A 26,628-nucleotide genomic window follows, 5' to 3' on the forward strand; every position below is an offset into this window, starting at 1 on the left:
GAGAAAAGCACCGTTGGAGCGGCGCGAGCGACGACGGGTGTGTTGTAAGCGAGAAAGGTACTGTTGCGGAGAGCGCGGGTTGCCGTGCGGATGTAGAGGAAACGGTCTGTCATTTTGGAGGAGGATCTGCACATGAGTCTGCTGGATCGGCTGTACGAGGAACTGGCGAGCGCCGAGGGGGAGATCGTCGGCTGGCGGCGGCATCTGCACCGGCATCCCGAAGTCTCGTTCACCGAGCGCCGCACGCCCGCGTTCGTAGCTGACAAGCTGCGGGAATTCGGGATCGAGACGCGGACGGGCGTAGGCTGGCGGCGGGAGCTTGATCTCGCTAAAGACGGAGCCGACGGCTTGCCCGGCGGCGGCGTGCTGGGCTATATCCGCGGCGGACGTCCCGGTCCGACGCTGGCGCTGCGCGCCGACTTCGACGCGCTGTCGATTCAGGACGAGAAGGACGCGCCTTATCGCTCCACGGCGGACGGGGCGATGCACGCCTGCGGCCACGACGGCCACACGGCCGTGCTGCTCGGCGTCGCCCGCGTGCTGCAGGCGCACAGCCACGAACTGGCGGGCAACGTCGTGCTCCTGTTCCAGCACGCGGAGGAGAAGCCGCCGGGCGGCGCCCGGTTCATGATCGAGGACGGCTGCCTGGACGGCGTCGACGAAGTTTACGGCATCCACCTTTCTTCGGAGATCCCGCTCGGCCGCGCAGGTCTTCGCGCCGGTCCGGCGATGGCCGCCGTCGACGCCTTCCAGATCAAGGTCGTCGGCAAAGGCGGGCACGGCGCGCGCCCCCACGAAACGGTCGACGCCCTCGTCATCGGCAGCCAGATCGTGGGCGGCCTGCAGCAGATCGTCAGCCGCAGAGTGAATCCGCTGGCGTCCGCCGTCGTGTCTGTCGGCGTATTCCGTGCCGGGACCGCCTTTAACGTCATCGCGGGGGCCGCGGAGATCGAAGGCACCGTCCGCACCTTCGATCCTGCGCTGCGCGCGAAGATCGAAGCGGACGTGCGCGCGATCGCTGGCGGCATCAGCACGGCCGGCGGAGCGAGCTCCGAGATTGAATACGCGAACGGCTATCCGCCGCTCGTCAACGATCCGAATAAAACCGAGACCGCACGCCGGGCCATCGCGGAAGCGCTCGGCGAAGAGGCGTTCATCGCGCTCGAGCCGGTGATGGGCGCGGAGGACTTCGCCTATTACCTAGAGCGGCGTCCGGGCGCGTTCATCCATGTCGGCGCGCGCAACGCGGAAGCACGAACCCAATTTCCGCATCACCATCCGCGTTTCGACATTGACGAGCGCGCGCTGCTGCATGCCGGCAAATTGTTCCTGGCGCTGACGCTGGCCGAGCGTCCGACGGACTGACGGCGCAAAAAGGCGCCGGGGACGCATACGAACAGGAGGCGGCCCGGTGCCCGATTGGAAACGCAACTTGTACATCTTATGGATTGGCCTGTTTCTGAACCATCTCGCCTATACGCTATCGGTCCCCTTTTTCCCGCTGTTCCTCGAACATGATCTTGGCATCGGCCGCGGACTCGAGGCCTGGTCCGGCATCTCCATCTCGATCAGCTTCCTGATCAGCGGGCTCTGCGCGCCCTTCTGGGGCTCTCTCGCCGACCGGTTCGGCAGCAAGCCGATGCTCGTGCGCTCCGGCGTAGGCCTCGGACTCGCGCATCTCGCCAACTACTTCGTATACGACCCGTTCTCGTTCATCCTCGTCCGGATCTTCCAGGGATTGATGGCCGGCTTCAGCCCCGCCGCCTTGACGCTGGTCGGTTCCCGCACGCCCGAAAAGCACGTCGGCTACGCCCTCGGCGTCATCTCGACGTCGACGGCCGCCGGCGGCATTCTCGGTCCCTTGGCGGGAGGCGCTCTTGCCCATTGGGTCGGCCTGCGGGGTTGCTTTATCGCGTCCGGCGTCATCACGCTAATCGCCGCGGCCATCGTGCTGGCGGTCAAGGAAGTCCGCGAGCGCCGCGCGCCCGTCCGCCAGAGCGTCCTGCAGGACATCCGCCGCGCCGCCGCCACGCCCGGTCTGCCGGCTGTCTATGCATTGATCCTGACGGTATCGACGTCGGTGCTCATATTGGAGCCGCTGCTGACGATATACGTCGTGCGGATCGGCGCCGCCGCCAAGGACGCCGCGCTTAGCTCGGGCATCGTCTTCTCCGCCGTCGGCGTGGCGACGGTGATCATGGGGCCTTATTGGGGAAAAGTAGGCGGGCGGATCGGGTACGGCAAAACGCTGTTCATCGGACTGCTGGGCGGCGGCATCGGCAGCTTGCTGCAGGCCTTCGTGCAGAACATCGCCGGCTTCGCGCTGCTGCGCTTCGGCTACGGGCTCTTCTTCGCGGCCGTCTATCCCGCCATGAACGCGCTCGTCGTCCACTACGCCGACAAAGAATTCCGCGGGCGGGCGGTCAGTCTGAGCCAGTCGGCCAGCCAGTTCGGCATCGTCGCGGGACCGCTGCTCGGCGGCTTGCTCGGCGGCTGGACCGGCATTCCCTTCATCTTTATCCTGACCGGCGTCGTCCTCCTCAGTGCGGCCTGGTATGTCAAAGCCGGCAAGCTGGCTTAAGCCAGTGCTGGCCTTTCTCCTACTGCGGCTTGTTCATTCGCGCGTTCCGCTCGTCTCCGCTTCGTCCGTCAGTCTATTTTTCGGCCGTTCGTATAATCTACACAAGCCGTCCCTTGCGGTCGCACATACCATATCGTGCAACTCAGCAAAGGAGGAGTGACTTCATGACGCGTCTGTTGGATGCCAGAACCTCGCAAAATAAAAGCTATGCCGACCTCGAGTCAACGACGATACTGCCGGCGAACACGCCGACACCGATCGGGGTCGTCGGCCTGAATACCGCCGGAGCGAGCGGCAACGTCACGGTACAGTTCTCGGCAATCGCCGAGCTTCGCCTGCCCGAACCGCTAACGTCCGATACGGTCATTACGATCGCCATCGTACGCGGGACGGACTTGACGGGCACGCCGGTCGCCTACGCGCTCTACGGAACCGGCAACACCGTATCGCCGATACAAGTCGTCACGATTATCGCATCCGACTACAATGTGCCTAATCCATCGTCCAACGAACTCGTTTATACTTTATTTTTATTCTGCACGTCCGAAGCGACGCGAATCGGCATGGAAAGCTTCAACGCGATCGCTTTCTCGGATTAAGGCGGACCCTGTCGTTAAGGAAGCGCCGTCTCCTGAATCGCGCGCTGGTGGTACAACCGCAGCACCGCATCCTCCATGGGCGGATTGGATAGTCCGAACCGGATGTCGCGAAAAAGCCGCTGCAGCGGGTGGGACTGGGCCAGCCCGTGCGCGCCGGCGATGCGAAGCGCCTTGTCGGCGACGGAGAGCGCCGTGCGGACCGCGAACACCTTGACCGCGCCGAGCTCGGCGATGCCGCCGGCCTCGTCGGCCACGGGGTGCTCCCACCGCGCGGCGACGCTGTACATAAAATGACGGGCCGCCGCCAGCTCCAGATCGATCTCGCCGATCAGCGTGCCGATATGCGGCAGATGCAGGATCGGCCGGTCGAGCGAATTGGGCTGATAGGAGGCCGCGAATGCAAGCGCCTCTTCACGGGCTGCGAGCGCCGCCCCGAGGTAGCAGGCCGGCACGTGCAGCAGATGCGGATTGGCCTGGCCGCCGCGCTTGCCTGCCGATGCACGGTAGACGAGCGCTTCGGCGGGAAGCACGACGTCGTCCAGCACGAGATCGTGGCTGCCCGTGCCGCGCATGCCCATCATGTTCCAGACCGGGTCTACGGAGACGCCGGGCGTGTCCATCGGAATCAGGAAATCGGCCGCTTCCTCCGTATCCCCTTCGATCAGGGTCGTGTTGACGACGACGAGGTCCAGCACCGGCGCAAGCGACGTGAACGTTTTGCGCCCCCGTACCACGTACCCTTCGCCTCTCCGCTCGGCCGTCGTCTGCATTTTGCCGCCGCGGGACGGACTGCCCGTCCCTTTTTCTGTCGCCGCCCGGTTCATAAGCTTGCCTTCGGCGACCGCCCGCAGGAACGGCGCCAGCTTGTCCTCGTCCCACGACTTCTTCGCCGCCAGTTCGGCCACCGTGCTCACATGCCAGCCGATCGCCAGCGCCAGCGCCGGGTCGCCCGTGGCGATCCGTTCCTGATAGAGGACCATCTCGTAGACCGTCATGCCTTCGCCGCCGTACTCGCGCGGGACCGCCCAGGTCGTATAGCCCGACGCGCGCAGCCGCTCCGCCGATTCGAACGCGAAGCCGCCCTCCTGGTCGACGGCCTGGGCCAGCGGCTTGAACGAATCCGCCATTCCCCCGATCAGCGCAAGGCGCTCCCGCTCGGCGTCCGTCCTTGCAAAAGTGTCCGTCATCGCATGTTCCTCCACTTCGTCTCTTCTCTCTATGTTGCTTATGAGCCTAGCATGTTCTAGGGGGCGGATCAAGCGGCGAAGCGGGCGGACGAGCAAGCGGGCGCTATGGGAAACGGACCGGATATCCGCTATTCCTCCCGGAATAGACGGAAACGACGACTTCAAGGACACCAAGTCCGCTATTTTCTTCGCAGAGGCCCCGTTCAACCTCTACAGTTACATATAACGTCTCCCCGGTCCGCTCCACCTCGATTCGCAACCCTTTTCCCCAAAATAAAGGCTCCCGGGTCCGCCGCTGCTTCTTGCCCGCTCAGGTTGTCCCTATCGCTTCTGCACCCTTCTGCATGTTCCGCGCGTTTAGGGGTATGAATGTTTATTAGAGAAACTCGAACGGGGAAGGGCGGGCGGACCGGCATGGTGCGTGTATTGGTAGTAGACGACGAGGCGAGCATCTCGGAAGCGGTCGCCTATGCGCTTGGGCGCGAGGGATACGAGGTGGAGACGGCGGGGGACGGCGTCGAAGCGCTGGAAAAGGTTGAAGCGTGGCGGCCGGACGTGATGGTGCTGGACGTGATGATGCCGCGCATGGGCGGATATGACGTATGCCGCAAGCTGGCGGGCAGGGATCGTCCCGCGATTCTGCTGCTCACCGTTAAAAACGATATCGTGGATAAGGTGCTGGGGCTCGAGCTCGGGGCGGACGACTACATGACCAAGCCGTTCGACATCCGCGAGCTGCTCGCCCGCGTGAAGGCGCTCGCTCGCCGGATGCAGGATCACGCGCAGCCTGCGGCGCCGGCCGCCGATACGGAGACGGTGCGCCTCGGCACGCTCGCGATCGACTCGCTCTCGCGGACGGCCCGCGTGGCCGGGCATGCGCTCGACCTGACGCCCAAGGAGTTCGATCTATTGAAGCTGCTGGCGGCCAACCCGGAGCGCGTGTACACCCGGGAGGCCCTGCTTGAGCTGGTGTGGGACATGGACTTCGCGGGAGGGACGCGGACGGTGGACATTCACGTCCAGCGGCTGCGGCGCAAGCTCGGCGAGGCGCAGAGCCTCATCCAGACGGTGTTCGGCGTCGGCTACAAGAGCGCCAGGCCGTCCGAATGAGCCGCGGCGTGCGCATCGGCCTGCAGGGCAAGCAGTCGCTGCTGCTCGCGCTGCTGCTGGCCGCCGTCGTCGCCGCGCTGAGCATGCAGGTGCTGTCGGGCATTCGGGAAGACCAGAAGGAGCGGCTAGAGCAGACCTTCGCCCGCCAGGCGGAGGCCGCGAATCTGCGCGTGCGCGACGCCTTCCTGACCGGCGAACGCGTCGAGGCGAAGCCCTTCATGGAGAAAAACGCACAGCGGCTGGCCGTCGACCTGGGGGAATTAAGCGGCATGCCGGTCACGCTCTACGATACGGACGGCGTCTTGGCCGGCACGTCGCTGCCGATCCAGCCCCGGACGGACGCGTCCGACGCGTTGGCCTACACCGCCCAGGGCATGTCCGCTTATATTACGGAAGGCGACGCGCTCTTATACCTCGCTCCGCTCTACAATGCCGACCAGTTGCTCGGCACGGTCCAATTTCACGCGTCGCTAGCCGACCAGAACGCGTTTTACGAGCGCATCCGCGATCTGTTCCTGTATGCGGGACTCGCGGTGCTCGCGGGCGGCTTCCTCCTCGGCTACCTCTTCGTCCGCCGACAGGTGAGCGTCATCCGCCGGCTGAACCGGGCGACCCAGCAGATCGGACGCGGCGAGTACTTGTCCGCCGCCCCAGTGAGACGCCGGGACGAGCTCGGCGAGCTGGCCGAAGGCATCTTCGACATGAGCGGCAGCATCTCGTCGTCGGTAACGCAGCTCCACGAGGAGAAACGCAAGCTCATGGAAGCGATCGCGCGGCTGACGGAGCTCGAGCGCCAGCAGAAGCAGTTCATCGGCAACATCAGCCACGAGCTGAAGACGCCGCTGACTTCGATCCGCGCCTACGCGGATCTGCTGGAGATGTACGCGGACGACCCGGCGCTGCTCGGCAGGGCGAGGGAGCGCATCGGCATGGAGGCCGCGCGGCTGTACGAATTGGTCGAAAAGGCGCTTCAGTTGTCCGCGATGGACGTGTACGACTTCGAGACGAAGGCGGAGCAGGTCGCGCTCGCGCCTTTATTAAAGGAAGCCGCCGAGCGCATCCGGGTCAAAGCCGACGCCGCGGGCATTCGCATGACGCTGAATCTCCAGGAAGGCAGCGTCTGGGCGGACCCCGACAATCTGACGCATATCGTGCTGAACCTGCTCGACAATGCGGTCAAGTACAACGTGCCGGGCGGCTCTGTCGCGCTGAGCAACCGGCAGACGTCGGGCGAGACGGGCGAGACCCGAATGGTCGTCGAGGTCGCCGATACCGGACGCGGCATTCCGGAAGACGCGCAGTCGCGCATCTTCGATCCGTTCTATACGGTCAGCGGCGACCGCTCGCGCGCCACCGGAGGCACCGGTCTCGGGCTGTCGCTCGTCCGCAGCCTCGCGGAGAAGCAGGGCGGCGCCGTTCGGCTCGCCGAATCGGGCCCGGACGGCTCCAGATTCGTGCTCGAGCTGCCGGTAAGGGAGCCGAAGCGCGAGTCGTAAACGGCGCTCCGAATTGTTTACAACTTCGATACATGCCGGATATGGCTTCGATATATCGCGATTCTATACTGATCTCAAGACAGGGACGACGGACGCAGGGCAGCGCGGTATAGGCGCCTCGCCGCAGCTGCTCCCTGGCGAGATCCACATCAGTCAGGAGGACCTGTCCATGCCGAACAAAAAAGGAGAGATCGCCGTTAAGCTCACGGTATTGCTCATGCTCGCACTCGAACTGACAGCCTGCAGCGCCAAAAACGGCGAGCCGATCCCCGTCGCCTCCGGCGCGAGCGCCGGGCCAACGGACGATGCGTCCGCCGCGCAGGGAGCCGGCGGCGGCAGCCGCAAGCTGACCGTCGTCAAGGAGACGGACGCACCGAAGCGCAGCGACGTCGCGATCGAACGCATCCACCGCTTCGAGGGCGCGGCGATCGACGCTTGGCTCTCGGACGACGCGCTGAGGGTCACGACGACAAAGCTCGAAAAGCCGGGCACCGATACGGAAGAGGCGAAATTCAGCTACGCTGCCGAGACCGTCGATCTGACGAACGACGCCCGCAAGCCCGCGAAGCTGCCCGAGACGGAAGGCGACACGCCCGCGCTTGTAAAGGAAACCCCGTCTCCCGACGGCAAATTCGCCTTCGTGCAGCAGTGGAAGGATAAATATACGGCCCGCAACTTCGTCAAAAACGTCGCCACCGGCGGCATGACCGAGATCCCGGGCGCCAACTATCTCGAGTCGGGCGGCTGGGTCGACGAAGGCACTTATCTTCTCGCGGCCGGCTCCATGGACGGACGCGGCGACATCCTGGCCGTCAAGACGGACGGCTCCGTATCCAAGGTGAAGCTGGAGGATCCGGAGACCGAGCTGTTCACGACCTTCACGGCGTCGCACGGCCGGGTCTACTACACGGATCAGGCGCAGAACCTGAATACGCTGGCCTACGGGACCGCGTCGAAGCCAACCGTGCTCGTCACCGGCGTATCCGGCTTCGAGGTCGCGCCGGACGGCGCCAGAATCGCCGTATCGACGGGCCCGGGCCAAGACGGAACGGCGGCGCGTCTGCTCCTCTACGGCGCCGACGGACGCCAGCAAGGCTCGGCGATCGGCAATGGAGATCTGATCCCTTACATGAGTTGGTCCGCCGATGCCGTGAAGCTCGCCTTCGCCGTATACGCGGAAGACCGCAGCGGCATGAACGGCGTCTACCTGTTCGACGCGGCTTCGGGCACGGTCGTTCCCGTCGTCCCGAACGCTTTTCCCCAATATCCGCTCAGCTGGAATCCCTCCGGCACGAGATTAGGCGTCACGGCCTCAGGCAAGGGCGACCTGCCCGTCACGGAGATCATCGATTTTAAAAACCAACAAACCCCTTAAGGAGATGGAACTCATGAAAAACAACAATATGATGAAAAAATCGGTACTCGGCGCCATGGTGCTCGGCATGACGATCACGGGCGCGGCAGGCGTCTACGCAGGCACGAATATGCAGAAAATCACGGCCTTCCTGAACAGCGGCATCGGCATCAAGGTCAACGGCTCCGCCTATGTCCCGACGGACGCGAACGGCAACAAGCTCACCCCGATCACGTACCACGACACGACGTATCTCCCGGTTCGCGCGCTGGCCGGCGCCCTGGACGTCCAATTGACCTTCGATCCGAAGACCAATCAGGTCGTGATCACCACGGCTACGCCGAATACGCCTCCGCAATCGACCGATCTGGCCAGCATCGGCTATACCACGGCGCAGATCAAAGAGATCCAGGCTGCATTCGCGGCATTCGACGGCTTCACGACGCCATACATGCCGACGCTGATGGCTGCGAACGATACGTATAAGCAAGCTTCCGCGACCGGCGACGGCGTGAACTTCGTTTTCTCGCATATGGTCGTAAACGTCTCTCCTCGCGATTATTCCTTCGAGTACGACGGCACGAACGTGACCTTGTCGAACGGCGTCCAGGCCAAGTGGTATAAGCCGTCCGACACCGACATGCTGACCTTCAAACTCGACGACCGGTTCGTCACGATCAGCTCCATGGACGGCGCGCTGTCGAAGGCGCAGCTCGAGAAAATCGCAGTCGGCGTCGCCAAGCAACCCGACAGCACCGCCGGTCTGGCCATCGTCTCCTACACCGATGCGCAGTTCAAAGCGATCAAGACGGCCTTTGCCGGGTTTGACGGCTTCACGACGGCTTACGCACCGACGCTCATGGCCGGCGACGACGCCTTCAAGCAAGCCGCGGCGACCGGCGACGGCGTGAACTTCCTCTTTTCCCATATGACCGTCAACGTATCGCCTCGCGATTACTCGGACGGCTACGACAGCACGAAGGTCACCCTGTCGAACGGCGTTCAAGCCAAGTGGTATAAGCCTTCCGGCACCGACATGCTGACCTTCAAGCTCGACGACCGGTTCGTCACGATCAGCTCCCCGGACGGCGCGCTGAACAAGGCAAAGATGGAACAGATCGCCGTCGGCGTCGCCAAACTGAAATAAGGCAATCATTTTAAGGAGGCCCGCATCATGAAGGTATCTTTCAAAACGGCGTCCTACGGCTTCGCGCTGGCCGGCGTGCTCGTGCTCGCCGCATGCAACTCCGCGGGATCGGCCTCTTCTATCGGAAACGACGCGCCAAGCGCATCGCCTTCCGCTTCCGCACCGGCATCGGCTCCCGCTTCGCCTTCGGCTTCTGCCGGCAGCGGGACCGATGCGGCGGCCTCCCCTTCGGCAGGCGCGCCGGCAAGCGAATCGGCTCCGGCCTCGGCCGCGCCGACCAAGATCTCCGCGGAGGTCGCGGATCAGATTAAAGAACTGATGAAGCTCGCCAAGGAAGGCAAGGCGCCCGGCATCAAGTACGTCGTGCACGATTCGCTCATCGACGACGTCCGGGACGACTGGGACAAGGCCGACTCGGACGACATGGCGGGCAAAGGCTTTTACGCCGTCTACGCCAAGCACCATGCCGTGTTCGGCTACAACAAAGGCAGCCAGCTCTTCGACATCCGTTCTAGCGACGCCAAGCTGCAAAAGCTGACGCTGCTGCAGATCGAGCAGACGCTGGGCAAGCCGTCGTCCACGACCAAGAACGGCGACGACACCATTTACGTCTACGAGACCGGCAAGGAGTTTCAGTTGAAGTTCGTCATTCCGAAGTCTACGGGCAAGGTGGATCATATCTCGGTCTTCTCGAAGACGGGATCGCACAACAATATGGCGGGTTAAGAGCCCCGCTTAACGACCAAGCCGCCAAGGCGTAAGCCCTGGCGGCTTTTAATCGTGAATAGCAGAAAACGCCCTATCGCGCAAAAGTGCAGGATCGCCTTCACGACTCGCCCATCGTCGTCTCGCCTATCGTGCAAAAGTACAGGATTTTCTCCGAAAACACACGCATTATGGCCGGAAACCGAATCTTATCGTGCACTTTTGCGCGATAGACCGCATCAATTCACTATTCGGCTCATGAATGCTGTACTTTTGCAGGATAGTCGTCAACCACCAACGTCCGCCGCGGTCCCCGCCGCGGTCCCCGTCGCAGCCCCCTTCGCCCACCGATCCCCCGGCTTTCCCGCGAGCTGCTTGAAGACATAATCCCAAGGCACGGTAATGGCCACGACCGCGCCCAACGCGCAGGCGAACACATTCTCCGCGATCGCGTCGGTCATCTGACCGGAAGACCAGGCCGGGAGCGCCACGATCAGCAGCCAGATCGCCTTCCACAGCATCTCCCATAGCAGCACGGGCAGCATTCGCAAGGGGTAACGCAGCCCAAGGAGCGCCAGCAGGCTCAAGGCCGCCTGCATGCATGCGACCACGCCGTCCATCAGCTCCCTTTGCGGATCCGGATGGGCCATCTGCCGAATGAAGTCCGGCCACATAAAAATTGCAAGGCCGACGGCGATAAACAGATAACCGGCTCTCAGCAAGTACAGGCGAAACAGCGATAATTCCCTCATGTGCGCGTCTCCTCGTCTTCTTGTGCTTTTTCATCGCGAACTCTGGCTACCCGTCCGGCGCCTAAGCCTCGGGTTATCCCACTTCTTGAAGAACCTTCTCGATCGTTCCGACGCGCGTCTTGAGGTCCGAGAGCGACTCCTCGATGGAAGCCAGCGCGGTCGCGGCCTCCGTCTGGCCCGCCACGGCCCGCTCCGCCAGCTGCCGATAGGCCTCGTCGCTCGCGAACCGCAGCTTCGCTTGCTGGATGGCCGAGAAATACCGCATGCCGAAGATCAGCAGCAGCGTCGCGAGCGGCAGGCAAATCGTTAACAAATACAAACTTCCGGACATAGTGCACCTCTACTGTTCAGATTGGTCGGTCAGCGACTTCGCCGCCTGCGCGATGGTCGCCGGCGTGAGCGCAAGGCCGAAGTCGGTTACTTCAAAGTAATTCAGCGCTTTGCCGTCGGGAGACAGTTCGAGCTGGCTGACGACGAGACCGGCAGCCTCAAGCTTCTGCAGATGCAGATGAAGCAGCGGACGGCTGATCCCGATCTCGCGCGCGAGCTGGCTGACATAGTTGCGTCCGCCGGTCGCCAGCGTGGCTACGATCCGGAGCCTGTGCGGATTGGCGAGCGCCGACAGCATCGCAAGAACTTCGTCTCCCCCTGGGTTAACATTATTGTTTTTCATGTGTAAATAATAACTTACAGGTGTAAGGACGTCAAGCGATGTTCGAAACGTACAGAAAAAAACCAAGCAGATCTTGTCTGCTCGGTTCTTTGATGTCGCGTCGCCTGCTCCTAGCCTTTAGCCGCGACTCTCGAGTATCTCCTTGATCCGCTTCAGATCCTTCCGATTCGCGCGGCGCATCATGAAGGACATGAACGGAGCCATCCATTTCGAGAAGCCCCGCGGGTTCCCCCTGTTCCGCAGCGTCATACGGGTATGATCCGCCCCGACAGCTTCCCAAGTATAAGTCGTCTCCATCGGAAAAGGACCGTCCGCCGTCTTCATGACCAGCCGCTCGCCGTCTTCGAATTCTTTAATTTCGTAGACGTAGGCCAGCTCTTTCCCGAGAAAATCCGCCTTGAAGGCGATCTTGGACCCCGTCGAGAGCGGCTTCGGCGTCCGCCATTCCGCCGATTTGATATTGACGTACCATTCCGGGGCGCGATCCGGATCGGCCGCATAGGCCGCCACGATCTCTTTGGGGCGCAGAACGAGAATGTCCGTCTGAACGTCGACCATGCCTCCGCCTCCCTTCATGTTGCGTTGTTCAGGCTTCGCTTGGTTTTGATGAAGCCTGCCAAAGAGCCGAAAATCGGCTTTATGGTCACGCGGGCATCCAAAGGCGATACGGACGCGAACAACGCTTTGGCGGCTTCGCTTGGACCTTGCATCGACATCGGAACTCCTCGTTTCTTTGCTTTGGATTGTTTCCTAAGGCCAGGATATTATAAGTCGTCCTCCGTTTCATTTATTATTTAAGTTGACACTAAATTAAGTGGATGCTAAAATAAAAGCATGATCGATCCCATCATCCAAGCCTTGGCGGAGCCCCGGCGGAGAGATATCTTGCGCCTCGTGCAAGACGGGGAGCTCCCCTCCAGCACCATCGCGTCGCATTTCGATGTTTCAGCGTCAGCCGTATCGCAGCATTTAAAAGTACTGGAAGAAGCCGGCCTTGTCGTGATCCGGCGGGCAGGTACGAAGCGCTATTACGGGATTAGGAGGGAAGGGTTCGAATCGTTGAAGCAGTACATCGACAGCTTCTGGGATGACAGCTTGCTGCGCCTGAAGGAAGCCGCGGAAGAAGAAGAGAGGAGAAATCGAAAACATGAATCCGATTGATACCACTGAAACGATCACGAAAGAAATGTTCATCGAATGCCGTCCCGAGACGCTGTTTTCCTTTTTCACGGATGCCGAGAAAGTGGTCCGTTGGATGGGGCGTCACGTCCTGCTCGAACCGAACATCGGCGGCAAATTCCGGATCGACATCAACGGAAGCGACATCGCGATGGGCGAACTTCAGGAGATCGTCCCTTATGAGAAAGTCGTCATGACCTGGGGCTGGGAAAAATCGAAACTGGTACCGCCCGGATCGAGCACCCTGACGTTCAAGCTGACGCCCCAAGATAGCGGCACGCTGCTCACGCTGATCCATACGGGCCTGCCCGCCTCGGAGATCGAATCGCACGTCAAGGGCTGGACGCATTTCATGCCCCGCATCCGGGCGGCCGGAGAAGAACAAGCCTCCGCGTAGCCCCTTGGACCGAACAAGCGATGCATGAATCCGACAATGCGGAAAGGAGCCGGCTATTTTCCTGGTTGCAGCGATGCTGCAAGCGGAACGTAGCCGGCTCCTATTCCTTTCTAACTTCAGTTGAGCTCGCGCTTTTCGGACCAAAGCGAGTATCCCAGCCAGGCCAGTCCCAAGCCCATCGGCACCGCCGCGAGCCGGCCGAGCTCGTGCGGGAGCACGGCGGCAGCCAGAGAAGCGACGGCCCCAAAGGCGAGCAAGCCTGCCGCCCCGCGCGATACAATGCCCGCGCGGAACGTGGCGATGCCGAACAGCAGACCGCCGAGCAAATACGCGACGGCCGATACCGGTCCCGCGGCGGCAAGCGCGCCAAGGTCAATCTCGCTGCCCGCTCCGCTTGAAAGCCCCAGGAATCCCTCCACGATCTTCGGCGCGTCGGTCGTGAGCAGCGGCAAAATGAAAGCTTCGATGAAGGTAAGCGCCATGAGAAGCGCAAACTCGAGGCTGAACAGGAGATAGCCTGCCAGGCCCAGCCATCCGGCCTTCTCGACTTGCCTGGCGTAGATCCCCGTGATGCCAATCAAGGCGAGGAGACACATCAAGATGGTTAAGTAATGGGCAACGGCCCATGCGTCGGTAGTTACGGACGAGAGAACATCGGCCGGATGAATCATCTGGATGACGATGAACAGAATCCCTGCCAGCATAGCCGCCACGCCTGACCAACGAATGAGGCCGGGGGCGGTGATCTTGTTATTTCCTTCGTTTGTGCGGTTCGCGTTCATCGATTCGTCTCCTCTTTCATCAAAGTAGAAGCTATGCGTGTCGTGCCCTCAGGCTCGTTCGAACGTTCGGAGCTCACCCCGACGACGGAGATCAACGGCAAGCCCAAATCTCGTATATTCCTAAGCAAGCCGTGAAGAGCCGCCTGATCGGCCACCGGACCGCGGAGGACGGTCGTTCCGTTGCTGTCGCGGGTAAAACTTAACCCTTCGAACCGCTCTCCCCATCTGGAATCAAGATGTCCTTTTACGCGGATCTCGTACCGTCTTGGCTCCTCATCGTTCTCCGTAGATCCTTGCGACCCTTCCATATCTGCGCTACCTCCTTTGTGCTTTCCGCTAAGGTTAAGATACAGGATCGCGCGAGGCGTCCGCATCACCACAAGTGGTGATTTATGCAGCGAAAAAGCCCCGCGCCGGTCGCTAAACCGACCAGAACGGGGCTGTTGAGAGACGCGGAAGCGCTAATCTAATTCGAGCTCTTCCAACCGGCGAACCGCAGCGCGGCGGTTGTTCACCTCGAGCTTGCTATAAATATTCTTCGTATGAGACCGCAGGGTATTCAGCGAGATATGGAGCATGCGGGCCATATCCGGACCGCTCAGCTCGGTTCGGAACAGCCGGAGCACCTCCAGCTCCCGATCGCTCAACGGCTCGCTTAGCGCCTGCTCGGGCGTCGCTCTGCGCTCGTCTCTGCCGAACGCGGACAGAAGCCGAGCGATATAACCGGGGGAGACTCCCTGTTTCAAAGCAGCTTCAAGCAAGGCGGCCATGGGCTCCCCTTCGTCCGCGAAGACGCGGACGTAGCCTTCCGATTCGGCGAAGGCCAAGGCGCGTTCCAGCGGCCCAAGCGCAGCAAGGCGGTTGCCTTGGGCATCATGAGCCATCGCCTGCAGGATCAGAATCTCGATCGCGCTCCCCGTCCTCCCGCCTTCCTCTGCCGCTTGGAGCAAGCGTTCAAGCAACCCCAATACCTGACTGATCGAATGGTCCGTGCGATCGCGCCTATACTTCGCCAAGAGCGCCCTTGCGAGCGTGACGTGCTCGAATTCACGCAGATAAGACAGCTCGTCCTCGACGGACAATCCTTGCTCCCGCACCCAATCGAGGGCATCGTCCAGCTTCCCCATCCCGAGCCAGACCCGTGTTTTCATCGCCGAGACCGGACGCACATTGGGGAAAAAGTGGCCTTTATACAGCCGCTCCGCCTCTTGGAAATGCGAGAGCGCACCGTGCAAGTCTTCGTTCGCCTCCGCGATCCGGGCCATGGCGACGTGCCAGCGAGAGCCGACTTGCGGACGAAGAGCGCGCTCGCTCAGTTCCTTGCCCGTCAACAGGCGATCCGCTGCTGCCTGAAGATCGTTATGCTCGCGGCTGAGCTCGCTCATCGCCACGTGGATATCGATCGTCCCGCGCGACATACGCTCGCCATGCGCCTCGGCGAGCTCCAAGCCTCGCTCGTAGACCCGCATCGCTTGGCGCAGCCGGCCTTGCGCAATCCGGATATCGGCCAAGGCGATCGTGCCCCCGATCGCGTCCGAGATATTTCCGGCCAGCAGCACGCCGGCCATACCATCGTCGAACATCCGGTACGCGGTCTCGAGATCGCCGCTCGTCCACGCCGCCAGCCCCAGAAGCGCCGCCGCCGCGCCGCGCCGGAGATGATCTCCCTCCGGCACGAGTTCGAGGACCCGCCGGGCATATTGGATCGCTGCCGGGATATCGCCCAGCACCTGGGCACGCGCGGCGCGATACCCGGCGATCGTGCCCGGAAGATGACTGAACTCTTCTTCGTCCACGACGACCCTGTCGGCCATGCTCGCGTGGCTGCTCGCGGTTGTTTCGAGCCAGCGTTCCGCGTCCCGAAGGCGCTCCTCGACGGCCGCGAACTCCCCGCCCGCCATTAACGCCCAGGCGAATTCGACGCTCAGGACGGGTCTGGCGCGTACCAGCTCGTCGGGCAGCGCTCTCAGCCAGCCCAGTACGGCAAGCCCTTGCCTAAGTCTCCGCATCGCCGGCCAGGCAAGCTCGATCAGGTCCGCCGCTCGCGCGACATCGCCCGCCGCCAATGCGTGACGGATTGCATCCGCCGCCGAGCCACGCTGTTCGTACCATAGACTTGCACGCCGATGCAGCTCGGCTGCCCGATCCGGCTGGTCCGCCTTTAAATGGACGGCGAGCACCTCGCCGAAGAGATGATGGTACCGATACCATTCGCGCCTGTCATCCAGCGGGACGACAAAAAAATTACCCTTCTCCAGCGCTTCCAATCGCGCGATGCTTTCCCCTTCGCCGGTGACGGCATCGCACAGCGGCCCGGACAACCGCTCGAGGATGGAGGTTTGAAGCAGAAAGCGCCGCATCGATTCCGGCTGACGGCGCAGCACCTCTTCGACCAGATAGTCGATGATGTACCGGTTGTCTCCGGCGAACGCGCGAATGAATGCCGGAATGTCCTCGCGCCCTCGCATGGAGAGCGCAGCCAGCTGGAGTCCTGCAATCCAGCCCTCGGCACGGCTCTCCAATGCGGCAATGTCGTCCGCCGATAGCGCCAGGCCCATCGCCTCGTTGAAGAATGCGGCCGCTTCGCCGGCGGAAAAGCGCAGGTCCGCGGCACGCAGCTCGGTCAAGTCGCCGCGTACGCGCAACCGGCTTAACGGCAGCTGCGGATCCTCCCGGGTCGCGATGATCAGGTGCATTTGCGGGGGGAGATGCTCAAGCAGGAAGGCAACCGCATCGTCGATCGGTTTCGCGCGAATGACATGGAAATCGTCGAGAACCAGAACGAAAGGGGTCGGGAGGGAAGAGACCTCATTGAGCAGGATGGTCAGCGCGGATTCGGTAGACGACGGTTGGGACATGCGCGGGAGAGCTCCGTCTCCTCCGATAGGCTCGGCTACCCTGTTCACCGCAGCGACGAGATGAGTCAGAAAACGCGTGGCGTCGTTATCCCGTTCGTCCAAGGAGAGCCACGCGACAGGACGGCCGCACCCGGCCGCCCATTCGCCGATCAGCGTCGTCTTGCCAAAACCCGCGGAGGCGGAGACAAGGGTGAGCTTGCGGTCCAGACCTTCGTTCAATCGCTCGAACAGACGCGGGCGCGGAACGGTCTTGGACCGGGACACGGGGATATACAGCTTCGTGGTTAGGATCTGCGCATTCATGGTTGAATCGGTTTCCCCATTCTATCGGTTCATATCCAATAGGATAGCTTGAATGGCTTCTTTTCTCCACTGCAAGTTATGCGTGCCAGCGCACTAGCGAGCTGCGGGATGACGGCCAGTAACTTTTCTCCATGCATGCGCGTCTAACCACCATATGGAAAATAATGAGGGAATGCGCTGACCGTGCTTCCCTGCCCGGGTACGGTCGATCAATCGAGCGGAGCTGTCATGGAGCCGGGAATTCAGTTTGGCAAGCTGGATCAATTGTTCAAAACCTGACGACTGGAGGGCCGACTATGTTTAAAAGCGCCGTATACGCCTTTATTTTACTGGTCCTGACTTGCACGTCTTGCGCCCCTTTGTCCGGATCTCCTTCAAAAGAGGGGTTATTGCTGGAACAGCAAAGCTTGGTCAGATGGCGTGTTGACGAGAATATATTGGAGGTATATGCCGTCATCGCGAATTACGCCGATAAGGACGCTTCGTTTGCAGCCTATGTCGTATTTCTAGACCCGCATTTGAGGGAGATAGACGGCCTGGATCGGATTGAAGTCAAAGAGGATGACCGTAAAGGAAAAACGCCTTTTCTGCTAAAACCCTATCAGGAGACCGTATTGAGGCAGCGTTTTTATATGGATGAACCGCTGAAGCGAGCATGGCTGTCCAAAGGCGTCGGCATTGAAATCGCAACGGAAGGGAAGCGCATGACGCTTCCCATTAAATACGTAGAAATCAGGTAACGGCCTTAAACGGACGCCTTCTCTAAGGCGTCACCGTCTCCTCCCGTCCCGAAGCGCCCGAAGCATAGATCGCCCGCACGACCGCGATCGCGTGCCGGGAGTGCGCGAGCGAAGCCGCCGCGTCCCGCCGCCCTTCGATGCAATCGATCAAATCCTCGAGCTGCAGGACGAAAGCGAAAGGAAGCTCCTGCGCCTCCGTCTCCACCCGCTCGTAGTCCCCGCCGCGGCTGATCCAGAGCGCTTTGCCCGTCTCGAGCCGCAGCATGCCATCCGTGAATACGAGCTCGGTTTCGTTCCGCGCATAGCCTTTGTAGCCCGACAGCGAGATCGCAGCGGGCAAGCCGCTTCGCAAACGAAGGAAAGCCATACCGCTCCCTTCGATATCGCCTTTCTCCCCCTGGTCGCTCACCGAGGCCGAGACCTTGTCCACCTCGGAGCCTGCTAGCCAGGTGATCTTGTCGATCGAATGAGAGCCCAGATTCATCAGAATGCCGCCCCCTGCGAGCGATTGCCTGAAAAACCAGGACGGGCGGTCCTCCCGGAAGTAGTAGACGTTGCGAACGTCGTTGACCATGACCAGCCGGCCCAGGCTGCCTTCTTCGATGATCCGCTTGGCCGCCCGGTTCTCCGGAATATAGTGCTGCGTGTGACCGACGAGCAGCGCAGACCCGCTTCGCCGCGCCGCTTCGACGATCTCGTCGCATTCGTCGACATCCAGCGCCATGGGCTTCTCTAGCAGCACATGACACCCTTGCTCCAGGCAGAACAAAGCGGCCTCCTTGTGCAAATAATGCGGCAGCGTGACGATGGCGATATCCGGCCGCTCCCGGACGATCATCTCCCGATAATCGGTGTACGGAGCCGCTCCGTACTTGCCGGCAAGCGCCTCCGCGCGCTCACCGACCAGATCCGCAACGGCAGCGCCGTCAACCTGCTCCATCCGGGCGATCGCCTCCAGATGCGACTCCGCGATAGCGCCTCCGCCGACGACCGCTACACGATAAACCATGCTCATCCACGCCTTTCCGCTCTTAGATTAAAAGGATGATGACTGCCAACTGTCCGCCTACGTCCAACATTTAGCCCCTAGAGCGGCCGAGGACAACTATAAGACGATGATCGGCTACTCGGACAAATTTTACAAGTAAAATTCCTCTTGGCTCGACAGCCCCGCACTCAACCATAAAGGACGAAGCGGCATCTGCCTGCTTCGTCCTTTTCAATTGCGAGAGTCTCAGCGTCTAAGCACCTGCAAGCTGTACGTCCGCCCGAACCTCGGTCCTAGCACGCTCCACAGCGCGCCGTTCGCCGCCTCGGTCTTCGCCATCGCTTCCGGACTGCCGACGTCGACCGCGTCAAGTCCGATATCGGCGGCCAATCCGGCGACGGCCGCCGTCGCCGACGGATCGTCCCCGTACAAGAATGCCGTCGCACGGCCCGCTTCGTATCGCGGTTCGGCGAGTACCTCCCACGGCAGCGTATGAAACGCGCGGACGATCCGCGCGCCCGGCGCGAGGCGCCGCACCTCGGCTTCCGCGGACGCGCCGTCGTACCGGTTGATGCAGTTGATCAGGATCCTGCCGCTGAGATCGCCGGCTTCCGCCAGCGCTTGCTCCACGTGCTCCGGCCGTACGGCCAACAGGATCGCTTCGCCGAATGCGGCCGCTTCCCGGACCGTGCCGGCCCGCGCGTTCGGCCCCGCCTCCGCCAGCAAGTCCGTCATTCGCTCGCCGCGCGGATCGCGCGAGCCGAACATCACTTCATGCCCATGTGCCGCCCACCGCTTGCCGAGCGTTCCGCCTATATGTCCCGATCCGATCGACGCGATTTTCATTTCGCCGCAGCCTCCTTATTCAATAGGTCTTGGTAAAAGTCCAGCTTCTCCTTCGTCTGCCCGATCACGTCGGCCAGCGCCCGGTACTGCGCCTCCATGCGGATCAGATGCTCCCCGAGTATGCGCGTCCGGCTCTCGATCGCCTCCCGGTCCTCGCCGCTCAGCGGGAACGCGGGATTCGCGAAGCACCGTCCTTCCTGCAGAAAAGCCTTCATCTCCTCCAGCGCCAGCCCCGTCCGCTTCAGGCAATGCAAGGAGGACAGCAGCTTCAGGTCGTCCTCGCTGTACGACCGCAGCCCTCCCGGGCTCCGCTCCGGCGGCTTCGTCAGACCGATCTTTTCGTAGTACCGGATCGTATCGATGCTGAACCCCGTCAGCTCCGCCGCTTGGCCGATCGAATACATCCGAACGCCTCCTCTCGTCTCGCTATGACTATTGTAGAGGCTGGAGTTGACTCCAGGTCAACAGTTAGTTGATCTGCGAGATGAAGATATCAAGCGCCATTTTTATATGGTAATATCTAGTTGGAAAACGCGATTTTTCTATTCACCTTTGGTATGGAGAGGATCTGTCGGATGAGACGAACATGGTTGGCCGGATTAACGATTGTTTTAGCATTGGCCTTTTTCACCCAGAGCTCTGCGACTGCAGCCTCGCCGGTCAAAAAATCGGGACAGGTGCAGCCCGTGCAGGTCGACCCGATGACCGTTACTCAGAAACTTAAACTCAAGGACGACCGGGGAAAGAACTGGGTACTCAAAAACGCTAAAGAATACAGATTGAAATGGTCCCTTGAGGATTCTAACCCTTATCAGAATTACGAGGCTGACTTAATTGTTGGCGGCAAACGAATACTAGTCACCTCCTTCGATTCCGCGATGTCCATAGACCTGAACGGAAACGTACTCTGGGAAATGCCCTTGCAGATTGACTTCAATCGTACCCGGACAGTCGGAACCGACGGTACGGTCTATTTTCTAAATGAAGGAGACGGTCATATCGGTCTGTCGGGAGAAAGGGATGAGACTTTACTGCCGCTTAGCGGCATCGAGCGAATCAGCGTCCAGGGAGCGCATGTAAGCATTCCGTCCGTGACCGTCCAAAAGGTCGTAGACAAGGGCGGATTTGTGCTAGGCTATCCGAATGCTGGCGATGCCAACGGCAATCTTTTGCTGCTGACGACGGAAGGTCTTACCTCTTACAAACCAGACGGTGCCGTTCGCTGGAATTTGTCTCAATTCGTATCTGGCGGCCATACCTATCATGCCGCAAATCTCTTGGATCTTTTTTGCGATGACAAGGGTTTTACTTATCTTCATTTTGAAGGTGCGCTGCTTCAAATCGATCAGCAAGGCGTCGTCCAATGGTCGGCTTCCGTACAGCCAGATGTCGGCTATTTCATCTGGGGGGGCTACCTGATCTCGCAGAAGTTCGACTTCAAGGCACAGACGCGTACCCTCAAGGCCTATTCTTTTGACAAGAACGGCCGGCTCTCTCCCTTGACTGACAAAAAAGTGCTCTACCAGTACACGACGGGTTTCTCCCTCGATCAGTCTGGAGGCATTTACGAGTTGGATGAACCTACGAATACCTTGACGGACAAAGACTGGGCAACCGGAAAAATTAAATGGCGCTTTCAATTGTCTAAGACGGACATAGCCAGAGGAATCAGCCTGGCTTCGTTCACCATGCGTTCGGATCGAAGCGGCAACGTTTACTTCAGCGCCAATGTCGGCAACGTCTATTCGCTTGACTCGCATGGCAAACCCCGCTTTACGATAACGATGGACAATGGAACAATAGCTTTCCCGGATATCATTCCCGTTTCTGATAAGCTGACCTTGATCATTAATGGCAACCAAATCGCCTGCATTGAAAAAATAGTTTAGTCTTGATAGGTGAAGAGCCCACTCCGATTCGCATTGGAGCGGGCTCTTGGTCCATTGGCCGGATGCCGGCCATTAGGGTATGGATGACGGCATTTACCGATTGACCTTGAACCGCTGCACCGACGCGCTAAGCTGCTCGGCCAGCGTCGCCAGCGTCTGCGAGGTTGCCGCCGTCTGTTCGGCCGCGCTTGCGGACTCTTCGCTTGCCGACGCCACATGCTCCACCGACTTCAGCACTTCGTTGGCCTGAGCCGATTGCTCCTCGCTGGCCGCCGCGATCTCGGTGACTTTCTCCGAGGTCCGCTGGACGGTCTCTATGATTTGGTCGAAGGCTTCCCCCGTCTGGATCGAAGAGGCGACGCCGTCCGCAACCGCGCGCACGCTCTGCTGGGTGCTCTGCTGAATGACCCGGATGATCGCCGTGATCTGCTTGGTGGCTTCGCCGCTGCGCTCCGCCAGCTTGCGCACTTCGTCGGCGACGACCGCAAACCCGCGTCCCTGATCGCCGGCCCTCGCCGCCTCGATCGCCGCGTTCAGCGCCAGCAGGTTGGTCTGATCGGAAATATCGTCGATGACCTCGATGATCTCGCCGATCTTGTTCGAGTCCGTCTCCAGCTTGTTCATCTGCGAGCTGACCGCGTTCATGCCGGCGATCGACGTCCGGATCACGTCGCCGCCGTTCTTCGCGATGTCGAGCGAACGGTTCGACAGATCCGCCGCTTCCTCCGCGTTGAGCGCGACCGAATAGATCGCCGCCGACAGCTCCTTAAAGAGATGGTTCATCGTCAGCGAAGCATCGGCCTGGCTGGCGCTGCTGCCGGCGATCTCCTCCGTGCTCGCCGAGATCTGCTGCGAAGCGGCCGACACATTGATGGCGGAAGCGGACGTAAGTCCGATCAGTTGCCTCAGGCTGTCCTTCATCGCGTTCAGCGATGCGACCATCTCGCCGATCTCGTCTTTATTGCGGATACGCAGTTCGCTCCCGGTCAGATCCCCGCCCGCCACGCTGCCGAGCGTCCGGGTCACGAGCCGGACCGGACCGGAGATGCTGCGCGTCATTACATAGGCCAAGGCAAGCGTCGCCGCCAGCGCGATGCCGCTGATCACGAACATAAGGATCTGCGCATTCCGCTTCGCGTCCGAAGCCCTTTGCGAGGCATCGATGACAATCTTCGCGATGTCCTGCTCGATCTTGCCGTGCGTTTCCCGGAAATCGGCGAACAACGCCTTGCCGTCCCCTACCTTCGACTGCGCTTCTTTACTGTTGCCGGCACGCACAAGCGCGATCTGGGATTGGAAGTATTGTTCGATCGCCTCGATTTGGGGCTTCGCTTCGTCGATCAGCGTTTTCATGATCGGATGGTTCGGGAGATGACCGTCGATATCGCGCAGATCGTCTTGCACGCCCTGTACGCCTTTCTGGTAAGTATCCAAATACTTCTCGTCTGCGCCGATCAGAAAAGCTCTCGTCGCCGTCTCTTCGTTGACGAGCGAGGTCATAAGATTGGATGCGGCCATCGAGACGGGAATCGCGTCCGTGACGATATTGTTCGTCTGGTCTTGGATTTTGTTCATCCCTTGAAAGCCGCAAACGGCGACAAGAACCAGCAGGATCAGGACAATGAGGTAACTGGCATACATTTTCTTCGCTACGGTGAGCTTCATAGGTGCACGTCCCCATTTCGGATTGATCATAAAGTACTACACTTATGATAAAATCCGACAAAGCCCTTGTAACCGCAAATTCATTGCGGTACCGCGCATTTTTTTGCGGGGGTGGTAGCGGGAGGGGCTGTTGAGCGGGAGCGGGGGCTGCGGCTTCTCCTATTCCATCCATTCCCGCGCTTTGCCTGCGCCTGCCGCTGCTGCCTGAACGAATTCGCGAATAAGCGGGTGCACGATCCTCTTAAACGCAGACCGCTCCGGCTGGAACAGCGTGCCGAAGAAGAAGGGATGTCCATCCAGCTCCATGATGCGCGTCTCTCCGTCCTCATCGACCCCTGCGATGCGGAATCCTGCTTGCGCTACTTGCGCGCCGAATGCGGGGTTGAGTCCATAGTTGCAGATACCGTATTGCTCGAAAGTCTCGGATGCACCATAAGCGGCCGCGGTTCGGGAGCCGGGTGCGAGCAGGAACCGATGCACGTGCTCGCGGAAAGCGCAGGACAGCGGCGTGACGAGCAGCATCGGACTCTCGGGATGGATCTCCGCGTGATCGGCCCCTGCCAAGCCCATGACGTCCCGCGCGAATTCGATGATCATATGCTGAAATCCGCCGCAGGTACCGAGTGCAGGGACTTGGTTCTCGCGGGCATAACGAATGCCGTTTAACGCGCCTTGCATGCTTGCGTACGGACTCGCCGGGGCGATCCATAGCGCCTGATAAGCCGATAGCTTCGACTCGTACGCATCTGAGAGCGCGGTCGTCGGAATCCAATCGCAGTCGACCTGCAAGCCGAGTGCGTCAGCAGTCAGCCGCAGCGCCTGAGGAATAGCGATATGCGCCTTGACCTCTGCCTTGTAATCGCCAATCAATCCGACTTGAATCATCGTTTACCGCTCCCTTCGCCGCCTGGCCCCTGAGCCCCCCAAGGCCCGCCTGCCCGGTACTTCCTGCACCCAATACTTCCGCGCCAGAGCCGCTCATCGCGCAGCCGCATCCGCCGCCGCTTCCTCATAGATCGCGGCGATCTGCGCCCCCATGGCGCGAATCTTCGCCGCCACGGCGGCCGGCTCCAGCACCTGGACGTCCGGGCCGTAGCCGAGGATCATGCCGTACATCCAGTGGTTGTCCGGGTAGCTGGCCCTGACCAGCAGCGAGCCGTCCTCCCGCACCTCCACCCGATCCGCGCCGAACGTCTCCTCCACGCGCACGCGCAGCCGCGGGCGAAACAGCAGCAGCAGCTCGACCTCCGGCCCCCGCTCCTGGTTGCCCCAGCGCGCATCGAGCTCCTCCATCCGCACGCCGCGATTCGCGAACCGCTCCATATGCACGCGCAACCCGCCCACGCGCGACAGCCTGAACGTCCGGTAATCCCCCCGCAGCCTGCAATACGCATACAAGTACCAGGCATACCCTTTCCACGCCAGACCGATCGGCTCGACCTCCCGCTGCTCCGCCTCTCCGTCCGTATTCGTGTACGCGAACGAAACGACCGTGCGGTTTTTCGACGCCTGCCGCAGCTGCGCCAGAATCGTCCGGTCCTTGATCCCGCCGCCGTGCCACAGGTTCGTATCGAAGATAAGCGTCTCGCCCGCTTCCTCCAGCTGCTTCTGCTCCGACCGGGCCACCAGCGCCCTGATCTTCGTCAGCAGCCCGTCCATTTCCACGTCGTCCAGCGACGCGCGCACGCCCTTCAACGCCGTCAATATCGACTGCAGGTCGTCGAGCGTGACGATCTGCCGGTCGATGCGGTACTGCTCCATAATCTCGTAGCCTCCGTCGCTCCCCGTGAACGACACGATCGGAATGCCCGCGGCGTTGATCGTCTCCAGGTCGCGATAGATCGTCCGGTGCGAAACCTCGAATTTGTCGGCCAGCGTCTGGGCGTTCACCCGGCGCCGGCTCAGCAGCATCATCGTGATGCCGAGCAGCCGTTCCACCTTCAAGACGCCACCTCCTCTGATATCCAGTATTTTACTGAATCCGCGGGGAGCCGTCGATTCTTTTTCTAACCGCCCCCGTTCTCTCTGACAGATAGTTGTCAGAAAAGGGGCCTTACAATAAGGACATAAGCATCGACAAACCATAGGAGGCAACAAACATGAACACGAGCATGGGCGAGAAAAGGAACGCGCAAATCGGGGTCGCGGGGAGCGGAAACGGTACGATGAGCAGCGGAGAAACGGCAGCTAACGCGATCCGCCCTTTCCGGATCGAAACCCCCGAGGCCGAGCTGGACGACCTGAAGCTGCGCCTCGACATGACGCGCTGGCCCGACGAGCTGCCGGGCGCCGGCTGGGATTATGGCGCTCCCCTCTCCTTCGTGAAGGGGATGGCCGAATATTGGCGGACCTCGTTCGATTGGCGCCGCCAGGAGGCGCGCCTCAACGAGCTGCCGCAGTTCACGGCGACGGTGGACGGCGCGAACCTTCACTTCTTCCACGTCCGGTCGCCCGAAGCAACCGCCACGCCGCTGCTGCTCGTGCATGGCTGGCCCGGCTCGCCGGTCGAGTTCCTGGACCTGATCGGCCCGCTGACCGATCCGGCCTCCTACGGCGGCGACGCGGCGGACGCGTACCACTTGGTGATCCCGTCCCTGCCAGGCTTCGGACTGTCCGGCCCGACGACCGCCAAGGGCTGGACCCATGGCCGCGCCGCCGCCGCGCTCGCAGCGCTCATGGAGCTGCTCGGCTACGCGCGCTACGGCGTCCAAGGCGGCGACATGGGCGCGATGATCGCCCCGGAAATCGGCCGCATCGCGGCGCCGAGCGTCATCGGCGTCCACGTCAACGCCGCCACGATAGGCTTCGTCCCCTTCGGTCAGATCGAAGACGAAGCGTTCGCGACGCTCGCCGAAGCCGAGAAGGTCCGCCTGGTGCGCCTCGGCCACTTTATGCAGGAGCGTTTCGGCTTCAACAAGATGATGTCGACGCGGCCGCAGACGCTTGCCTACGGCCTGCACGACTCTCCCGTCGGCCTGCTCGCCTGGACGTGCGAGCTGTTCTACGGCTTCGGCGACGCGCCCGACGCCGTCGATCGCGATCGCTTCCTGACCAACCTCATGCTATATTGGTTGACCGGAACGGCCAATTCCTCCGCCCGCATGTACTATGAAGGCGCGCACGACCCGGACGCCTGGGCGCCGAAGGATCCGTCGCCGACTCCCGTCGCCGTCGCCGTCGCCGTCTTCCAGCAATCCGACGTCGCGATCCGACGCTACGCCGAGTTCGGCAACAACATCGCGCGCTGGAGCGAGTTCGACCGCGGCACCCACTTCCCTGCGATCGACGCGCCGGATCTGATGATCGCGGATATCCGGGCGTTTTTCCGGGAGCTTCAGCAGTAATGAAAGCGAACCCCCTTCGGGCCTATCCAAAGG

28 protein-coding genes are annotated in these 26,628 nt (G+C 61.3%); 13 read left to right on the top strand and 15 right to left on the bottom strand.

Annotated features, from left to right (window positions below; genetic code table 11):
- Positions 1-138 precede the first annotated feature (138 nt).
- From BM235_RS22645 to BM235_RS22655, 3 genes are all read left to right on the top strand, one after another.
- Positions 139-1,365, top strand: coding sequence for a M20 metallopeptidase family protein (locus BM235_RS22645; RefSeq protein WP_090116615.1), 1,227 nt, complete (start codon positions 139-141; stop codon positions 1,363-1,365).
- A 46-nt stretch (positions 1,366-1,411) separates the two neighbouring features.
- The gene (locus BM235_RS22650) at positions 1,412-2,581 is read left to right on the top strand and encodes an MFS transporter (RefSeq protein WP_090116521.1); all 1,170 of its coding nucleotides are present in this window, start codon (positions 1,412-1,414) and stop codon (positions 2,579-2,581) included.
- Positions 2,582-2,745: 164 nt separating this feature from the next.
- Positions 2,746-3,180, top strand: a complete 435-nt coding sequence (locus BM235_RS22655) for a hypothetical protein (protein ID WP_090116522.1) — start codon at positions 2,746-2,748, stop codon at positions 3,178-3,180.
- A gap of 14 nt (positions 3,181-3,194) precedes the next feature.
- On the opposite strand, the gene BM235_RS22660 is transcribed toward BM235_RS22655, so the two are convergent.
- Positions 3,195-4,367: an acyl-CoA dehydrogenase family protein gene (locus BM235_RS22660; protein ID WP_090116523.1), complete on the bottom strand. Its 1,173-nt coding sequence runs from the start codon at positions 4,365-4,367 to the stop codon at positions 3,195-3,197.
- Between the two features lie 414 nt (positions 4,368-4,781).
- On the opposite strand from BM235_RS22660, the gene BM235_RS22665 reads away from it, so the two are divergent.
- From BM235_RS22665 to BM235_RS22685, 5 genes are all read left to right on the top strand, one after another.
- Positions 4,782-5,477 carry a response regulator transcription factor gene (locus BM235_RS22665; protein ID WP_090116524.1) on the top strand — a complete coding sequence of 232 codons (696 nt, stop codon included), beginning with the start codon at positions 4,782-4,784 and terminating at the stop codon, positions 5,475-5,477.
- Entirely contained in the window at positions 5,474-6,973 is a 1,500-nt protein-coding gene (locus tag BM235_RS22670) for a sensor histidine kinase (RefSeq protein WP_090116525.1), read from the top strand. The genes BM235_RS22665 and BM235_RS22670 overlap by 4 nt, the downstream gene beginning before the upstream one ends.
- Before the next feature lie 169 nt (positions 6,974-7,142).
- The gene (locus BM235_RS22675; RefSeq protein WP_090116526.1) at positions 7,143-8,348 is read left to right on the top strand and encodes a TolB-like translocation protein; all 1,206 of its coding nucleotides are present in this window, start codon (positions 7,143-7,145) and stop codon (positions 8,346-8,348) included.
- 13 nt (positions 8,349-8,361) lie between these two features.
- Positions 8,362-9,474, top strand: a complete 1,113-nt coding sequence (locus BM235_RS22680) for a hypothetical protein (protein ID WP_090116527.1) — start codon at positions 8,362-8,364, stop codon at positions 9,472-9,474.
- Positions 9,475-9,501: 27 nt separating this feature from the next.
- Positions 9,502-10,200, top strand: coding sequence for a YjgB family protein (locus BM235_RS22685; protein WP_090116528.1), 699 nt, complete (start codon positions 9,502-9,504; stop codon positions 10,198-10,200).
- A gap of 266 nt (positions 10,201-10,466) precedes the next feature.
- On the opposite strand, the gene BM235_RS22690 is transcribed toward BM235_RS22685, so the two are convergent.
- The 5 genes from BM235_RS22690 to BM235_RS32145 all read right to left on the bottom strand — a co-directional run bounded on the left by BM235_RS22690 (position 10,467) and on the right by BM235_RS32145 (position 12,320).
- Positions 10,467-10,931, bottom strand: coding sequence for a hypothetical protein (locus tag BM235_RS22690; protein WP_090116529.1), 465 nt, complete (start codon positions 10,929-10,931; stop codon positions 10,467-10,469).
- A 73-nt stretch (positions 10,932-11,004) separates the two neighbouring features.
- Positions 11,005-11,262, bottom strand: a complete 258-nt coding sequence (locus tag BM235_RS22695) for a hypothetical protein (RefSeq protein ID WP_090116530.1) — start codon at positions 11,260-11,262, stop codon at positions 11,005-11,007.
- 9 nt (positions 11,263-11,271) lie between these two features.
- Positions 11,272-11,604, bottom strand: a complete 333-nt coding sequence (locus BM235_RS22700) for an ArsR/SmtB family transcription factor (RefSeq protein ID WP_090116531.1) — start codon at positions 11,602-11,604, stop codon at positions 11,272-11,274.
- A gap of 117 nt (positions 11,605-11,721) precedes the next feature.
- Positions 11,722-12,162 carry an SRPBCC family protein gene (locus BM235_RS22705; RefSeq protein ID WP_090116532.1) on the bottom strand — a complete coding sequence of 147 codons (441 nt, stop codon included), beginning with the start codon at positions 12,160-12,162 and terminating at the stop codon, positions 11,722-11,724.
- A gap of 14 nt (positions 12,163-12,176) precedes the next feature.
- The gene (locus BM235_RS32145) at positions 12,177-12,320 is read right to left on the bottom strand and encodes a hypothetical protein (protein WP_158544001.1); all 144 of its coding nucleotides are present in this window, start codon (positions 12,318-12,320) and stop codon (positions 12,177-12,179) included.
- A 118-nt stretch (positions 12,321-12,438) separates the two neighbouring features.
- Between BM235_RS32145 and BM235_RS22710 the strand changes: the two genes are divergently transcribed.
- Positions 12,439-12,765 (top strand): ArsR/SmtB family transcription factor, encoded by a 327-nt coding sequence (locus BM235_RS22710; RefSeq protein ID WP_090116533.1) that lies wholly within the window; start codon positions 12,439-12,441, stop codon positions 12,763-12,765.
- Positions 12,752-13,180 (top strand): SRPBCC domain-containing protein, encoded by a 429-nt coding sequence (locus BM235_RS22715; RefSeq protein WP_090116534.1) that lies wholly within the window; start codon positions 12,752-12,754, stop codon positions 13,178-13,180. The genes BM235_RS22710 and BM235_RS22715 overlap by 14 nt, the downstream gene beginning before the upstream one ends.
- Positions 13,181-13,296: 116 nt before the next feature.
- Here BM235_RS22715 and BM235_RS22720 read toward each other — a convergent pair whose 3' ends face one another.
- The 3 genes from BM235_RS22720 to BM235_RS22730 all read right to left on the bottom strand — a co-directional run bounded on the left by BM235_RS22720 (position 13,297) and on the right by BM235_RS22730 (position 17,123).
- On the bottom strand, positions 13,297-13,962 hold the full coding sequence (locus BM235_RS22720) for a hypothetical protein (protein ID WP_199408959.1): 666 nt from the start codon (positions 13,960-13,962) through the stop codon (positions 13,297-13,299).
- Entirely contained in the window at positions 13,959-14,270 is a 312-nt protein-coding gene (locus tag BM235_RS22725) for a hypothetical protein (protein WP_090116535.1), read from the bottom strand. The genes BM235_RS22720 and BM235_RS22725 overlap by 4 nt, the downstream gene beginning before the upstream one ends.
- Before the next feature lie 153 nt (positions 14,271-14,423).
- The gene (locus BM235_RS22730; protein ID WP_090116536.1) at positions 14,424-17,123 is read right to left on the bottom strand and encodes a winged helix-turn-helix domain-containing protein; all 2,700 of its coding nucleotides are present in this window, start codon (positions 17,121-17,123) and stop codon (positions 14,424-14,426) included.
- A 296-nt stretch (positions 17,124-17,419) separates the two neighbouring features.
- Between BM235_RS22730 and BM235_RS22735 the strand changes: the two genes are divergently transcribed.
- The gene (locus BM235_RS22735) at positions 17,420-17,863 is read left to right on the top strand and encodes a hypothetical protein (protein WP_090116537.1); all 444 of its coding nucleotides are present in this window, start codon (positions 17,420-17,422) and stop codon (positions 17,861-17,863) included.
- A 22-nt stretch (positions 17,864-17,885) separates the two neighbouring features.
- Here BM235_RS22735 and BM235_RS22740 read toward each other — a convergent pair whose 3' ends face one another.
- The 3 genes from BM235_RS22740 to BM235_RS22750 all read right to left on the bottom strand — a co-directional run bounded on the left by BM235_RS22740 (position 17,886) and on the right by BM235_RS22750 (position 20,101).
- A complete protein-coding gene (locus BM235_RS22740) occupies positions 17,886-18,872 on the bottom strand; it encodes a Gfo/Idh/MocA family protein (protein WP_090116617.1) in 987 nt (328 codons plus the stop codon).
- A 225-nt stretch (positions 18,873-19,097) separates the two neighbouring features.
- Positions 19,098-19,697, bottom strand: a complete 600-nt coding sequence (locus BM235_RS22745) for an NADPH-dependent F420 reductase (RefSeq protein WP_090116538.1) — start codon at positions 19,695-19,697, stop codon at positions 19,098-19,100.
- Complete coding sequence (locus BM235_RS22750) at positions 19,694-20,101, bottom strand: MerR family transcriptional regulator (RefSeq protein ID WP_090116539.1); 408 nt, start codon at positions 20,099-20,101, stop codon at positions 19,694-19,696. The genes BM235_RS22745 and BM235_RS22750 overlap by 4 nt, the downstream gene beginning before the upstream one ends.
- 171 nt (positions 20,102-20,272) lie before the next feature.
- On the opposite strand from BM235_RS22750, the gene BM235_RS22755 reads away from it, so the two are divergent.
- Positions 20,273-21,586 (top strand): hypothetical protein, encoded by a 1,314-nt coding sequence (locus BM235_RS22755; protein WP_090116540.1) that lies wholly within the window; start codon positions 20,273-20,275, stop codon positions 21,584-21,586.
- A 93-nt stretch (positions 21,587-21,679) separates the two neighbouring features.
- Here the strand turns inward: BM235_RS22755 and BM235_RS22760 are convergent, their stop codons facing one another.
- The 3 genes from BM235_RS22760 to BM235_RS22770 all read right to left on the bottom strand — a co-directional run bounded on the left by BM235_RS22760 (position 21,680) and on the right by BM235_RS22770 (position 25,189).
- Entirely contained in the window at positions 21,680-23,251 is a 1,572-nt protein-coding gene (locus BM235_RS22760; RefSeq protein ID WP_158544003.1) for a methyl-accepting chemotaxis protein, read from the bottom strand.
- A 159-nt stretch (positions 23,252-23,410) separates the two neighbouring features.
- Positions 23,411-24,136: a CTP synthase C-terminal region-related (seleno)protein gene (locus BM235_RS22765; protein WP_090116542.1), complete on the bottom strand. Its 726-nt coding sequence runs from the start codon at positions 24,134-24,136 to the stop codon at positions 23,411-23,413.
- 93 nt (positions 24,137-24,229) lie between these two features.
- Positions 24,230-25,189 (bottom strand): helix-turn-helix transcriptional regulator, encoded by a 960-nt coding sequence (locus BM235_RS22770; RefSeq protein WP_255374542.1) that lies wholly within the window; start codon positions 25,187-25,189, stop codon positions 24,230-24,232.
- Positions 25,190-25,350: 161 nt separating this feature from the next.
- Here BM235_RS22770 and BM235_RS22775 point away from each other — a divergent pair, with 161 nt between their 5' ends.
- Positions 25,351-26,595 carry an epoxide hydrolase family protein gene (locus BM235_RS22775; protein ID WP_255374532.1) on the top strand — a complete coding sequence of 415 codons (1,245 nt, stop codon included), beginning with the start codon at positions 25,351-25,353 and terminating at the stop codon, positions 26,593-26,595.
- Positions 26,596-26,628 lie beyond the last annotated feature (33 nt).

Origin of the sequence: Cohnella sp. OV330, assembly GCF_900112065.1 — a bacterium.
Classification (GTDB): Bacteria; Bacillota; Bacilli; order Paenibacillales; family Paenibacillaceae; genus Cohnella.

Bases quoted from the DNA above. Each gene is read 5' to 3' on its own strand.
- BM235_RS22675 (WP_090116526.1), top strand. From the start codon at position 7,143: ATGCCGAACAAAAAAGGAGAGATCGCCGTTAAGCTCACGGTATTGCTC.
- BM235_RS22775 (WP_255374532.1), top strand. From the start codon at position 25,351: ATGAACACGAGCATGGGCGAGAAAAGGAACGCGCAAATCGGGGTCGCG.
- BM235_RS22720 (WP_199408959.1), bottom strand. From the start codon at position 13,962: ATGAACGCGAACCGCACAAACGAAGGAAATAACAAGATCACCGCCCCC.
- BM235_RS22765 (WP_090116542.1), bottom strand. From the start codon at position 24,136: ATGATTCAAGTCGGATTGATTGGCGATTACAAGGCAGAGGTCAAGGCG.
- BM235_RS22725 (WP_090116535.1), bottom strand. From the start codon at position 14,270: ATGGAAGGGTCGCAAGGATCTACGGAGAACGATGAGGAGCCAAGACGG.
- BM235_RS22710 (WP_090116533.1), top strand. From the start codon at position 12,439: ATGATCGATCCCATCATCCAAGCCTTGGCGGAGCCCCGGCGGAGAGAT.
- BM235_RS22665 (WP_090116524.1), top strand. From the start codon at position 4,782: ATGGTGCGTGTATTGGTAGTAGACGACGAGGCGAGCATCTCGGAAGCG.
- BM235_RS22670 (WP_090116525.1), top strand. From the start codon at position 5,474: ATGAGCCGCGGCGTGCGCATCGGCCTGCAGGGCAAGCAGTCGCTGCTG.
- BM235_RS22755 (WP_090116540.1), top strand. From the start codon at position 20,273: ATGAGACGAACATGGTTGGCCGGATTAACGATTGTTTTAGCATTGGCC.
- BM235_RS22735 (WP_090116537.1), top strand. From the start codon at position 17,420: ATGTTTAAAAGCGCCGTATACGCCTTTATTTTACTGGTCCTGACTTGC.
- BM235_RS32145 (WP_158544001.1), bottom strand. From the start codon at position 12,320: ATGTCGATGCAAGGTCCAAGCGAAGCCGCCAAAGCGTTGTTCGCGTCC.
- BM235_RS22715 (WP_090116534.1), top strand. From the start codon at position 12,752: ATGAATCCGATTGATACCACTGAAACGATCACGAAAGAAATGTTCATC.
- BM235_RS22705 (WP_090116532.1), bottom strand. From the start codon at position 12,162: ATGGTCGACGTTCAGACGGACATTCTCGTTCTGCGCCCCAAAGAGATC.
- BM235_RS22740 (WP_090116617.1), bottom strand. From the start codon at position 18,872: ATGGTTTATCGTGTAGCGGTCGTCGGCGGAGGCGCTATCGCGGAGTCG.
- BM235_RS22685 (WP_090116528.1), top strand. From the start codon at position 9,502: ATGAAGGTATCTTTCAAAACGGCGTCCTACGGCTTCGCGCTGGCCGGC.
- BM235_RS22695 (WP_090116530.1), bottom strand. From the start codon at position 11,262: ATGTCCGGAAGTTTGTATTTGTTAACGATTTGCCTGCCGCTCGCGACG.
- BM235_RS22730 (WP_090116536.1), bottom strand. From the start codon at position 17,123: ATGAATGCGCAGATCCTAACCACGAAGCTGTATATCCCCGTGTCCCGG.
- BM235_RS22680 (WP_090116527.1), top strand. From the start codon at position 8,362: ATGAAAAACAACAATATGATGAAAAAATCGGTACTCGGCGCCATGGTG.
- BM235_RS22745 (WP_090116538.1), bottom strand. From the start codon at position 19,697: ATGAAAATCGCGTCGATCGGATCGGGACATATAGGCGGAACGCTCGGC.
- BM235_RS22700 (WP_090116531.1), bottom strand. From the start codon at position 11,604: ATGAAAAACAATAATGTTAACCCAGGGGGAGACGAAGTTCTTGCGATG.
- BM235_RS22655 (WP_090116522.1), top strand. From the start codon at position 2,746: ATGACGCGTCTGTTGGATGCCAGAACCTCGCAAAATAAAAGCTATGCC.
- BM235_RS22760 (WP_158544003.1), bottom strand. From the start codon at position 23,251: ATGAAGCTCACCGTAGCGAAGAAAATGTATGCCAGTTACCTCATTGTC.
- BM235_RS22750 (WP_090116539.1), bottom strand. From the start codon at position 20,101: ATGTATTCGATCGGCCAAGCGGCGGAGCTGACGGGGTTCAGCATCGAT.
- BM235_RS22690 (WP_090116529.1), bottom strand. From the start codon at position 10,931: ATGAGGGAATTATCGCTGTTTCGCCTGTACTTGCTGAGAGCCGGTTAT.
- BM235_RS22660 (WP_090116523.1), bottom strand. From the start codon at position 4,367: ATGACGGACACTTTTGCAAGGACGGACGCCGAGCGGGAGCGCCTTGCG.